A 13,615-nucleotide genomic window follows, 5' to 3' on the forward strand; every position below is an offset into this window, starting at 1 on the left:
GACTTCGATTGCCGCTTGTGACTTCGAGTCCACCAAATCGATTGCATCGATTTGATCCTCAGCCACCGCTGGAATTTGTGCTGATTTTTTAGAAGGCACTGATTGCGAAGGCAGCCGACTACGAAGCAACCGCTGGTTGTTCCTTATTGATGAAAAGCAATAATAGCAGTGATAACAGGCTGCAAACTAAAAATCCTAGGAAAATGGGCAGTGCCGAATCTGTCATAAATGAACCGATAAAAATCGCTATTGAAACTGACAACAAGGTTGAAACGAACCCATTAATAGCAGCACCTATCCCAGCGATATGACCAATAGGTTCCATCGCTAATGACCTTACATTTCCAAAAATAAAACCTAAAGCCAAAAACTGGACTGTAAAAAACGCCATTATTACTGGTAAGCATGGATTACCTGAACTGAAGTAAATAAAGGAATAAAGTATTGATGATCCAAAGAATAAAAACAAGAAGAAAGTAGCTAACTTTTTCATGCCAAACCTCAAAACCAATGCACTATTTAAGAAACTAGCCACCCCCATTGAGAATGCCAAAGCGGCAAATACATATCCGAAATTTTCAGCGAGTCCATATTGATCCTGAAAAACCTGCTTCGATGCGCTGAGATAAACAAAAAAACTACCGCCAATTAAACCAGAAATAATCGTATAAATAACTGTTTTTTTTATTCCAAAAAAGATTTTAACACCATCACTAAACAATCCTATTGAAAACTTTTTTTTATTCTCAATTTTCAAAGTTTCCTCTTGGCGAATTCCAAACCAAAGCATGACTAATAAAATAAAACCAATTTGAAAGCCAAATATGTATTGCCAAGAATAATAATCTAAAATAAATTGCCCGATTAATGGCGCAACCATTGGAACAAGAATAAAAACAACGGTAATAAACGACATAATACGTGCCATATCGTTCCCGCTATAAGCATCTCGTATAATCGATACACTAATACTTCTCGGGGCCGACAATCCAACCCCTTGCAATACGCGTCCAATCAACATTACTGTTAATGACTCAGCCGTTACACAAATAAAACTTGCGCAAATAAAAGTAATCATACCCGCGTAAATCATTGGTTTTCGACCGAAACTGTCCGATAAGGTTCCGAAAAACAATTGACCAACACCAAGACCTACTAAAATCATGGTAATGATTAATTGCAAATCATTATCCGCTACTACATTTAAACTCGTACCTATACCATTTAAGCCCGGTAAAATAGCATCAATCGACAATGCAGCATTCGCCATTAAAAATGCCATTAATGCAATAAATTCTAATTCTGACTTTGCTTTGGGTTGATTTTGCATTGAGACAATTGGCATTTTGTATAAAAAAGTACAAAGTTAACCTTACGCTCGAGTTAAATCGGAATTATTTTGGGTTCGGCTTGTGACTTCGAGTCCAATTGCTCGTCTAGCAACTTGCAATTCCTCAGTCACCGCTAGTATTTGCTCTGAATTTCGAGAAGGTACCGATAGATATTCCAAAAGGCAAGGTGACTGAGGATTGCGCAGCAATGGACTCGAAGGCACCGGTAGCGCATAAGTATGATTTGATTGGTGAGGCGGAACAGTAATTATCTGGTCTATTATGCTATTTTTATAGCGAAATAAATATTCCTTCTTATGAAAAATATATTCTTATTCATTGGCTTGTCCTTTTTGGTGGCTTGTTCGAATTCAACTGACCAAAAGGATGGGGTTGAAAGGGATGAAGAAAAAACGGAATTCCCATTTAAAGTCGAGGTATTAGGAGCTTATGTCAGCACCCCCTATATTCAAGCTTTGCAAGAACATGGATCGACTAAAAAAGCGCAAGAGGTCGCTGAAATGAGTTCGGCGGTGCTTTATAAAGCTGGAAATAAAATCATGTTTGCAAATACATGGAATTTTCATGAGGGTGGACCGATAGCAGAAATCACCATGATTGCGCCAGACAGAGGAATGATTGTGGAGGATGGTAATGATACGCCGATCTTTGAAATTGACTTGTCAATTCCGAATAAAATAACCTTGTCAAATGCAGATGATCAATACGAATTAAGTAGAATAAATAGCAATGACCAATCGGATGATTATTCGCATACCATCAATGCCAATATTCTTCGTGGAGAATTCTTTTTAGAGGACACTGAAATTCAATTTTTAGCGAACGGAACCATCATCGGGCTCGACTCGATTACAGGTTATGAATTCCTAACCGATTATTTTGATGCAGGTCTTGATGTGGATATGATAACCCTCAAGTTTGCTGACAATCGCCCGCAAGAAAGTTTCGGCTATGCCATAGACAAAGGAACATTCATGCTTTTTAATTTGAAATGTTTACAATATGATGACACAAACGAATATTGTGTTGAACGCGCATTTGGAGAACGCTATTTGGCTTTTAGGAGAGGGAAATTGGAGGTTTAGATGATGCTTGTGACTTCGAGTCCCGCTTGTGACTTCGAGTCCCGCGCAAAAGCGCGCCTCACTTCGGCAGGCTCAGCGCGGGGCAGCCACCGCTAGTAATTTTTTAAAACCTGGAAAGCACCGCTCGTATTTGTTCTAATTACCAATAAGGCACCGGTAAGAAACCACCGCTGGAACATGTTCTGATTTTTGAGAAGTTGATGATACGAAGATGAAAGGTGACTGAGGATTTTTCGAATTCAATTCGAAAAATGGACTCGAAGGCACCGATTGCGAAGTCACCGCTGGAATTTATTCTGATTTTCCGCATAGAGATTTTCATATTGAAACTGTTCGCGTATCTTGGAAATGATAAATTACCTTCTCTTACTTCGAAGGGCATTCTTATTTACTTTACGCAAACCACCTAATGAACTATTCGTATTACTTACAGATGCAATTCGAACTTTACTTATTGGACTTTTAATAGTTGAACTATAGCCACCGCCCTTTAATTTAATTGAATTAAAATACCTGCGCTTCTCTTTAAAACTTTCCTGAACTTTAAACAAAATAAACAAAGGCGCACCAATAAAAGTAAAAGTAGCAAGGAATAAAAACACTAAGTAATTACGTAAAACTAAAAGGAAAAAAACTGACATTATTCCTACATAAATCCATTTCACAATATTCACAATGGTGTAAACTCGTTCATTCCTTATTGCCCTTATGTGATCTACATGATACTCGTCTTCGAGCCCACAAGAACTGCAATCAAAGATTATTTCGTCACCGTATTTTTGAGCCAATTTAACCCTATCTATAACATAATAATTTTGGGTCAACTCACGGCCACATAAATTGCATTTTGTCGATAAAATCATTTCTTTTGGGGTTTTAAATTATAGACCCAAACATACTCAACCTTAAAGACTTATAAATCAGTCATTATACGGAACCTCTGCTTAATTTATACGTTTTTAGACTTAATATTGCATATCGCGATATGCAATATTTGAGAAAGATGCTTGTGACTTCGAGTCCACCAAATCGATTGCATCGATTTGATCCTCAGCCACCGCTCGTATTTGTTCTGAATATATAGAAGGTTCCGAAAAATATAACATAGATGAAAGGTGACTGAGGATCGCCGCTTGTGACTTCGAGTCCCGCGCAAAAGCGCGCCTCACTTCGGCAGGCTCAGCGCGGGGCAGCCACCGCTAGTAATTGTTCTGATTACCGTGAAGGCACCGATTACCAAGCCACCGCTCGTATTTGTTCTAATTACCAATAAGGCACCGGTAAGAAACCACCGCTGGAATATGTTCTGATTTTTGAGAAGTTGATGATACGAAGATGAAAGGTGACTGAGGATTTTTCGAATTCAATTCGAAAAATGGACTCGAAGGCACCGATTGCGAAGTCACCGCTGGAATTTATTCTGATTTTTGAGAAGTCACCATGATTCGCAAGGATTACAACTACTTAAAAGCGGACTCCATGATGGAGGGGCTTAATTTGTTGGCCTTTTTGTTTTTTCTATAAACAAGGATATTGTAAATGATGGCCACAATAAAACAAATAGAGAATTGAAGTGCTGGTCGTTCTAGAAAAAAAACCTACAAAATTAAGCGCTAAATCGTCATTAGCACGTGTTTTACTGCTCCCTGCGGCTATAAACATAGGCCCAAAAAACATCAAAGCAAATGTGCCAACTATAGCAAATACGGTTTTCATGGCATGCTCCCAGAAAATGTGGGACTTGTCCTTTGGGAGCGGTATGGTGAGGAGGTGGAGCATTACCTATGTTTTCAACTGATTTTTAATAAGTTAGAACACTATTTCCTAACCGTTTACAGGGAGGTAAAAATACCAAAATTTGGGGAAAAAGTTGCTTTTGTTTTGGTTTAGATTTGGGTGATATAGATGATAACTAATCAAATATTCTAAAAAACATGAAACCAAAAATAATTTTAAATGCAGATGACTTTGGTGCAATGGATGGGATCGATCAAGGAATAATTGCGGGAATCAAAGCAGGCGTTGTAAATTCTGTATCCACGTTTGTTAATTTTCCTGATTCGTACCAACGCATAGCTAACTTATTAAGCAATGAAGAAATAAAGGGTAAATTTAAACTTGGACTTCATTTAAGTATTACAAGTGGATACGGCGACAATCCAGAACTTTACGAAACTTTAATGGTAGCAAATTCTAACAAATTCGCTACAAAAAGAGATGTAAATCTAAAAATTGTCGATTTGAATGAGTTAAAAATCTGTTTACAAGAACAAATAGACAAACTAGCAAATTGGCTAGGTGGATATCAATTTATTGACCATATAAACATGCATCATAATTTATGGAATTTACATCCTGATTTTTTTAATGTACAATTGGAATTACGACAAGAATTGATGACTAACAAATTTAACATTCCTACCCGCTCACCTTTTAGCTGGTCTAAATCCGGTTTAAAGTATTACAAATATGACGGGGCACGTCTTTTGCCCGCAGTTAAAGAAGGACTAGAAACATTGTCTGATTTTTTAACTCCATGGACAGGAAAAGCTAGCACAATGTTAAAAATTTTCAGAAATACTGGTCCAGACAACGCTTCATTTCAGAGGGATGCTTACGCTAAAATTGGAATTAAACATGCTTTTTGTTTTGTTGATCAATACTATGGACAACCTTTCAAAAAAAATTTAGAAAGAATTTTAGAACATCATAAAGAAGGGGAAGTAATTGAATTTATGTTACATCTTTTCCTGAGAGGTCACAAGCTTGAAAACAAAAATGGAATTAATATAAATTATTTAGAGACTAGAATGATAGAACTAGAAACGCTAATTGAACATTTTGATCAATATGCATACACTATTGTAAATCATTGCGACTTGTAAAGTATAAATTATCAGATTATGAAAAATTTAAAACTAATTATAATAGGAATTATAATATTCACTATTAGTTCACCATTAAACGCTCAATCTGCTTTTAGAAAAAAATATTTTGTAAAAGGATCGATAACATATTATGAATATAAAGATCAAAAGTTTATAGAAAACAAAACACGTAAAACATGTGATAACATAAAAATAAGCGATACCCTTCATTTAATGGTTGTAAATAATGCAACTCAAAAAAAAATAGATACTATTATAAAGATAGTTGAAAAGCAAAAATTTGATACTGAAGGAAACAAAATAAAATACGAGGACACAATAATTACAAAAAAGATAACTAGAATCAATAAAAAAGATACTGCATTTTTTTTTAGTGGTGAATTCAGAGCAAATGTAAAATTCGAGAACAATAAAGTGTGGATAAACCCTTGGCTTTATAAAACAAATTTTTCAACACCTACGGTTCTAACAAATCGAGAGTCTCAAATTTATTACCAATTAGTAAATCGTAGACAACTAAGAATTAGATATAGACAATGGACTGTTAGTCCTATAACAATACCTTTAAAGGTCCAGTTTGGAAATGATAACGTTACAAAATTTGCCGCAGGCATTTCACTGGGAGGTTTTGGTGGACATTCATGGGGATGGACCAAATTTACACATCGAAATAAAATAGAAAATTTTGAAAGAAGTCATGAAATAACCGTTGGAGGTTTATTTAGTTTTCAAGGAATTGAGATAGATTTAGGAAACGAAAACACGAGAGAAACAGTTGCCACTTCAATAGGGATAGGTATAACGTACTCTTACGACAAAATAAATTTCGGACTTACAGGAGGGTTAGATTATGCCCATGGTTTTGGAGCCGATAAATGGACTTTTCAAGGAAGACCATGGCTAGGTATTGTTTTTGGATATTCGTTGTTTGACTAACTAGACTCAAAAATTTAGTATTTCTTTTCTAATCACCAACAATCTCAGGCAATCTCACCCCTAATTTAAAAACTTGAACATAATTACGATCTTCAACTTTATCATTTTCAAATGCATTTACCATTTTAACATCTTCTGAAAGTGATTGATCAGGATAGATTATCAGGCAATCTATCAAACCATCTGAACCTGTTAAGCCCAACTCCTTATAAACAGACTTTAATCGTGAATAACCACTAACTTGTCTTGCATCATCAATGCCAATATTTCCATTTTGATACCGAATTTTATATTTAGCATCAACCACCATTTTAGTTAAACCATCCTTTGACTTAATGATATAATCTAGCTCCTGACGATTTGTTGTAAAATGATGAATCACTTCGTTATTCAAAGGAAAAACCTCCCTCATTTTTTTGAAAACATATAACTCAAATAACTTTGTCATGTCAATCCAAAAAGGTGGTGTTTTGATTTTGGTTTCAGTAGTTTTGGATATGTTGTAGCTATATTTTTTAAGAATAAGCTTTGCTAGTTTTAAAGCTTGGCCGTATTCTTTAAATAGAGGATTTGGTTTGATATGCTTTACTGTTCTAATATCTATATTTTCATCTACATGCTGAAATGCGGGCAATATATAATCCAAAACATGACTTAAATCCATTTGTTTAGATGATTTGAATGAACTCAGTGCCGATTTAACAAAAAGCAATGCTTTTTTTAGCAACCTGTTTTCAATTGAATTAAACCCGAATTCTTGATATTCACAAACATTGTAAAGCATTTTTTGCTTCGCATGATTTTGCTTTACTGTCGCATTGATCAAGATTTTTCCTTTTACTCTTGAATTTAAATTCTCGGTTACTTTGTAATAAGATTTCTTTAAACCTCTCCGAACAATCGTCTTTAGTAATTGTAGAAATTCAATGAAAATTAATGGAGTAAGTTTATCTTGTTTCTGCTCAATTTCAATTAATGGTGCATTAAAATCTATCGTATATAAAGCATTTAAATGATTGAAGTTTTCAGATTCTTGCAAAGCCTCAAACAACATACCTAAATAATCTACCTCGAGACTTTCTGAATTTAGCTTTGGTTGTACATTGATGGGAACACCGCTATCACCTATCCAATCAACCCCAATGAAATAACTTGTTTCAAACTGATATTCATCTTCATTTTTGTTAAATGTGAAACAAAAAGTATCTTCATTATTATTAAAATGCTTTACTACACGTTTTTGAGAACCTAGTGAATTACAAAAACCCCAATTAGAAGAAGCTAGGAAATACCTATTGGTTTTCTTTTCAAATCCGAAATGTTCTCCTAAAACAATCATTTATAATGATTCAATAATTTTAAGCGCTGGCTTTTTTAAAATGCCATCAGTAACATACTCTCTTAAAATTGGCTTGATTTCATATTCTAAATTAATTTCAAAATCGCCATCAATATCATAGATAAAATAACTGTGACCTAACCACACGTCTTTTGGTTCAAATTCTTCTGATAAATGATCTGAAGATTCTAGAAGAATTCCTTCACTTAAAAAGTCTATTTCATTTTTTACAAAAAGCTTGGACACTTTAGTAAATGATTCAGTCGCAAATTGTTTTTTATCTTCAATTAATTCTGAGTTTTCAAGCATCTTTGGTAAAACATCTACAAAGGCAAATCGTCTTCGAATGGCATAATCTATTTGACCAACACTTCTATCCGCAGTGTTCATTGTTCCTATGATGAATAAGTTTGGAGGCAATACCAAATCATTCCCATCTTCTTCGGTAGCATACATACTTTTTACTACCTCTCCTCGATACTCTAAAGCATAAATTAATTCACCCAAAACACTTGATAGATTTGCTCTATTGATTTCATCAATGACAAGAACATAGTTTTCTTTTGGATTTGCAACAGCTTTTTTTGCAAATACAGCCAATACTTTATTCTCAACTTTATACGCCACTGAATTCCCTGCAGATTCAACCTGAATACTTCTAACAAAATCTTCGTATGTGTAACTAGGATGAAATTGAACCACCTTATATTCTCCTATATGATTTACGGTTTCATCTTTAAAAATTGATTCTGGAAAACCTTTCTCCTTAAGATCAAACTTATTGTATAAATGCCGCATTAATACAATTGCCGTCATGTCGCTATTGTATTTATTCTTTATTGTCAGAAACGCACTATTTATTGCCTGATTTAGTTCAATTTCATTTTTATCCTTTGTATCGATTTTAAAAATTTGTGCAAAAATCCGTAAATGATCTTTAGACAAAACAGAGAAATACTTTTCAGGATAATATGAATGTAATATCTTCAATATAAGACTATACCAAAACTTAAGATCTCTCAGTGCTTGATATTTTTCTTTTTCAATGAGCTCTGTTAATGCAAATCGAAGTTTTAACATAAAATCTTCAGGGTCTTCGTTATTGTCTACTCGTAAATTACCTGAATCTTTAATATATGATATCCCATAAACTGTTGAACCAGCTGCTCCTGGTGAGAATCGACAAGTTGCTGCTAGCCTTTTCTCTAACCAGTAACAAAAGTTGTCAGTTTCACCAGTTCCTATAGCATATTCTTGAACCGTTATTTGTTTTATCTTGGTTACTGGAAACTCTCGCCTAAAACTAGTAAGCAGACTGTTTGCCTCTTCATTTAACTTATTACTAAAATCATCTATTTCAAACTGCTGTACAACTTGTTCTACATATTCAAAAATTGATATTTTTTCTTGAGGTTTGGTGATACTTTCGGCAATCTGTTTAGCTAACCTTGTTTTTCCAGTACCAGGAGGACCTTGAAGAATAATTTGTTTTTTATTTTTTAATAGCGTTTTAAGTTGATCCATACTAAATCCTGATTCTATTGCTTTTAACCAATTTTTTATAAACTGATATGTTTTTTTTGTTTGATCGCGTATTGGTGAAAACGTATTGGAAAAACCTATTTTATTTACCCCAAATTCATAATGTTCAAATTTATCAACTTCTTTAAATTGACTCAAAATTTTGACTCGATAATCAACACCAAATGTAATTTTACCACTATGCTCAATTTCCTTACTATTAAGCTTATTCATTATTTTAACTAAAGCAAAAGCTGCATTACCCTTATGTACCAATACTATATCGTTCAACTGTAAATTATCAAATATGCGACCGGCAAAATCTAAGTTAGAGGTAATTCTATTCTCTAATAACACTTCATCAACTCTGTTTATATTATTTTGATCATCCTTTATTTGAAGCTTATAAAAAACAGGTGTTTCTCCCTGATTAATAGATGATATACGCACTTCAAAACCTAATTTATTTAATAAACTATTCGCCGCTTGTGAAGTAAACTCGTCATGCCCTAAAAAACTATTATTAGCAAACTCATTCGCTAGAGAAATAATATATTTTGGTGGAAACTCTCTTCTCTCAAAAATTAAAACATACTTTTTTGACTGCCGTTTATCATTGGGTATACCTTCGGTTTTTACTTTTTCAATTGCTTGGACAATATGTTCTTTACCAATATTTTTAGGGATCATGTTCTAACTTAAATTTAATATTAACGCGGTAATTCCTGTTCTAACACAATCGCTTTATTTTTCTTATAACATGTGTAACAAACTGGTTTCGCAAAAGAACCATTATGATCCTTACCACAAATAAGACAATAAGATTCCTGATAATCAACATCTCCAAATTTATCCCACGATTTAAAACAACTCTTGCATAATGGTGCATTGATATTCAATTTAATATCATCACTACACCTAATACAAAATCCACTATTTGATTTCTTTACAATTTCTTTTCCTTTATCAACATCAAGTTTTCGATCTTCTTTAGGTACTTGTTGAACTGAAACTTGAATTTCATCGCTTATACGAATTAATCTTGAAGCTTCTTCATCTACATCATTGAACAAACCTGGATCATCTTCTCGCTTTATATAAATTCCCATTTCATTATTATTAGACTGGGAAAACTCATACAAGTTCATAGAAGTTATTAAAGCTTCTGACTCATTCATATAACACTTTGCATGTAAGTTTTCACAATAACTTGTCCTTATGCTTGTCATGCTTTTCAACCAATTATTTTCTTGTGGTTGGAGTTCATTTTTACCGTAAATTACTCTAATATCAATTTTAAGAATATTCTTATCTTCAAGTAATTGCTTTATGCGGTTATTTATCTTCAAAAAAGGACTTATTATAATCAATTGTTTATTCGCCTTCTTAATTATTTGCTCTAGATGATATGATATACCCGTCGTATCTAAAAATTCTGCCATTTTTTATTAATTTATATGTTTATCCCCTACCCAACAACTGGCCAAGTCGAATATTGACCTTCGGCTTGATCCATGATCTCGGCTAGGATTTTATTTAGTTCTGTTATTGTTACTTTGCCACGCAATTCTTTTTTGACGGCCAAACGAATGGCGGCTTTGGCGTTTTCTTTTTTGGTCCAATCTAATTGGAGATTGTTTTTAACGGCCTTTACTACTGCGTGGACTATGTCTTGTATTTTGCCTGATTCTTTAATGATGTCTTGCTTGGCAAATAGAATGTCGTAAAAGGCGAGTTCTTCGTCTGACAAGCCCAATTCTTTGGTTCTGACATCTGCCGTTTGCATTGCTTTTGCCCTTTCTACCAATTCTAAAATGGTGGTGTAAGAATCTATGGCGTTGCTGTGGTATTTGTCTATTACTTTTTCAATTTCTTCTTTTAATGAGGTGTAAAATTTAATGTTCTTGCGTAGACGTAATTTGATTTCGTCTTTTAAGATATTCCGCAACATTTCAATTTTAATAGCCTGACCAGATTTGTCTTCTTTGGCGCCCATTAAAAACTCATCATTTAAGATGGAAATATCTGGTTTGTCAATTCCTGCCATTGCAAATACATCTATAATATCTTCCGATTCTATACTGCGAGAAATAATGTCTTTGATTTGTTCGCGTTGTTGGTTTCGGGTTGACTTGACCGACTTTAATTTACGGACAGCACTGGCAATGTGTTGCGCAAACAAGACATCTACCACATAATCTGCTATGTTTTCTGGCTGATTCTTTACAATAGACAATAAACCTGTCATCTTTTTTTCTTCTATTAAAAAAGAATTGGCTGTATCGTCATCTTTTAAAATATGGTTGGATGCTCCTTTTACGAGCAACATTTTTTCCCCATCATTTAAAGCACGCCAATTGGCATAATCAATATCCTCCGTAAAATAGGTTTTACACAATTCTATTTGAGTATAAAACATTTCCAAGGCTTCGGCAATGTCTATGGTTGGTTTACCAGCTCCACCACTCCCCGTATATTTATTGGTGGCATCTTTTAACTGATCGCCAATGCCAATATAATCTACAATTAAGCCTGAATTTTTATCTTTAAACACCCGATTGGTACGGGTAATGGCTTGCATTAAATTATGACCTTTCATTACCTTATCTACATACATGGTATGAATACAAGGGGCATCAAAACCTGTTAACCACATGTCACGCACAATCACAATTTCTAAAGGATCGTCTGGTTTTTTAAAACGCTTTTTAACAGCTTCCATGGCATCTTTTGTGCGGATGTGTGGATTCCAAGCAATAGGGTCTTTTGAAATATTCCCAGTCATGATTACCGCCACTTCAGGACAACCTTCTAAAGCAGTTAAGGCATCATACATTTTAACGCAATTGCGACGAGACATGGCAACTACCATGGCTTTGCCTGGCAATGTTGCCGTTCGGTTTTTAAAGTGTCGTAAAATATCAGCTGCAATTTTATTTACACGATCTTGCGAACCTGCTGCATCTTCAATGGCCGCCCATTTTAAAAACTGGTCGCCTTCTCCGCCTTCATCTAATTCATCTACATCCTCATCAATATCTTCGTTGGCTAAATGCAGTTTGGCTAAACGGGGCTCATAAAATATTTCTACCGTAGCTTTATCTGAAACGGCTTGTTTTATATCATAGGTATGAATGACATTTCCAAATACCTCTACAGTATCTGAATCTTTTGAATCTACAGGCGTGCCTGTAAAACCAATAAATGAGGCATTGGGTAAAGCTGTTCTTAAATTGGCGGCATAGCCATCTAACAAACCATACTGGGTACGGTGCGCCTCATCTGCCATTACTATAATATTTTCTCTATCTGAAAGTATGGGGTGTTCTGTTTCTCCTAATCCCTCTTCTCCGCCTTTTAAGCGGAATTTTTCAATAGTGGTAAAAATTACACCACCTGAATCTGCCGACAATAACTGCCTTAATTCATCTGTTGATGTGGCATGTTGTACTTGGCCAACCAAATCTTTAGCCAATACAAAATTATCGTGCAATTGTTCGTCTAAATCTGACCTGTCTACTTGTACTACAATGGTTGGATTTTTCAGTTCTGGCAACTGACGCAATATACCAGCATACATGGCCATGGAAATACTTTTACCCGACCCTTGGGTATGCCAAATGACACCAATACGACCATCACCAATAGGTTTTATGGCTTTTTTAGCGGCTTCAACGGCAAAATTAACCCCAAAAAACTGGTGGTATTTTGCGCCTTTTTTAATGAGTTGACCGTTATGGTCTTCATGAAAAATAAAGTGTTTAATATAGTTGAGTAAGCGGTCTTTTGGAAACAAACCTTTGAGCATGGTGTCTAACTGAAAGTCTCCTTCTAAAGTGGTTTTTCCATCTATAGATTTCCAAGGGGCAAACCATTCCATATTTGAAGAAAACATACCATGTTGGGTAATGTCTCCGTCTGAAATAATGGTAATGGCATTGTACTCAAACAAAGCCGGAATATCTTTGATATAATGTTCTATTTGTTGGTGGGCATTGGCTATGGTAGCATCTTCTGAAAACCAATTTTTAAATTCAAATACCACCAATGGCAAACCATTTACGAAAATAATTAAATCTGGAATGCGTTTGTTTTTGCCCTCAATAACGAATTGGTTGACGGCTAAAAAATGGTTATTGCTAGGGTTTTCATAATCTATGGCATAAACATGGGTTGCTTTTTCGTTGCCTTGCGCATCTTTCCAAGACACCTCAATGCCCTTTGCTAATTTAAGGTGAAAATTATGGTTGCGGTAATAAACATCTGCCCCTTCGTTTGAAATGAATTCCGCCACCACTTCTTTTTGAGCCAATGCCGGTAATTCAGGATATGCTTTTGCAATATGGGCTGCCAATTGACTTTCAAGGACTACTTTTTTAATGTCACGCTCAATTTCGTTACCATGCAGGTATTCGTAATCCTGTTCTTTTAACCAATCAATGGCTGCATTTTCTATGTTGAGTTCTTTTAACATTTATATCGCATTGTGACGCA

At 34.7% G+C, this 13,615-nt stretch carries 9 protein-coding genes; 3 read left to right on the plus strand and 6 right to left on the minus strand.

Features of this window, described 5'->3' with window-relative positions; all coding sequences use genetic code 11:
• Positions 1–118: 118 nt before the first annotated feature.
• The gene (locus tag T367_RS0114000) at positions 119–1,345 is read right to left on the minus strand and encodes a multidrug effflux MFS transporter (protein WP_027420417.1); all 1,227 of its coding nucleotides are present in this window, start codon (positions 1,343–1,345) and stop codon (positions 119–121) included.
• Between the two features lie 303 nt (positions 1,346–1,648).
• On the opposite strand from T367_RS0114000, the gene T367_RS0114005 reads away from it, so the two are divergent.
• Complete coding sequence (locus tag T367_RS0114005; protein WP_027420418.1) at positions 1,649–2,437, plus strand: hypothetical protein; 789 nt, start codon at positions 1,649–1,651, stop codon at positions 2,435–2,437.
• A gap of 356 nt (positions 2,438–2,793) precedes the next feature.
• On the opposite strand, the gene T367_RS0114010 is transcribed toward T367_RS0114005, so the two are convergent.
• A complete protein-coding gene (locus T367_RS0114010) occupies positions 2,794–3,300 on the minus strand; it encodes a hypothetical protein (RefSeq protein WP_027420419.1) in 507 nt (168 codons plus the stop codon).
• A 1,071-nt stretch (positions 3,301–4,371) separates the two neighbouring features.
• On the opposite strand from T367_RS0114010, the gene T367_RS0114025 reads away from it, so the two are divergent.
• Positions 4,372–5,322: a ChbG/HpnK family deacetylase gene (locus T367_RS0114025; protein ID WP_027420421.1), complete on the plus strand. Its 951-nt coding sequence runs from the start codon at positions 4,372–4,374 to the stop codon at positions 5,320–5,322.
• Between the two features lie 18 nt (positions 5,323–5,340).
• Positions 5,341–6,261: a hypothetical protein gene (locus tag T367_RS0114030; RefSeq protein WP_027420422.1), complete on the plus strand. Its 921-nt coding sequence runs from the start codon at positions 5,341–5,343 to the stop codon at positions 6,259–6,261.
• Between the two features lie 28 nt (positions 6,262–6,289).
• Here T367_RS0114030 and T367_RS22450 read toward each other — a convergent pair whose 3' ends face one another.
• The 4 genes from T367_RS22450 to T367_RS0114050 are packed head-to-tail and all read right to left on the minus strand — an operon-like array spanning position 6,290 to position 13,595.
• On the minus strand, positions 6,290–7,600 hold the full coding sequence (locus T367_RS22450) for a 5-methylcytosine restriction system specificity protein McrC (protein ID WP_051568561.1): 1,311 nt from the start codon (positions 7,598–7,600) through the stop codon (positions 6,290–6,292).
• Positions 7,601–9,811 (minus strand): McrB family protein, encoded by a 2,211-nt coding sequence (locus T367_RS25390; protein ID WP_027420423.1) that lies wholly within the window; start codon positions 9,809–9,811, stop codon positions 7,601–7,603.
• Between the two features lie 20 nt (positions 9,812–9,831).
• Positions 9,832–10,563, minus strand: coding sequence for a phospholipase D family protein (locus T367_RS0114045; protein ID WP_027420424.1), 732 nt, complete (start codon positions 10,561–10,563; stop codon positions 9,832–9,834).
• A 26-nt stretch (positions 10,564–10,589) separates the two neighbouring features.
• Positions 10,590–13,595, minus strand: coding sequence for a type I restriction endonuclease subunit R (locus T367_RS0114050; RefSeq protein WP_027420425.1), 3,006 nt, complete (start codon positions 13,593–13,595; stop codon positions 10,590–10,592).
• Positions 13,596–13,615 lie beyond the last annotated feature (20 nt).

It is taken from the genome of Crocinitomix catalasitica ATCC 23190, from assembly GCF_000621625.1.
In the GTDB taxonomy this organism is placed as follows: Bacteria; Bacteroidota; Bacteroidia; order Flavobacteriales_D; family Crocinitomicaceae; genus Crocinitomix; species Crocinitomix catalasitica.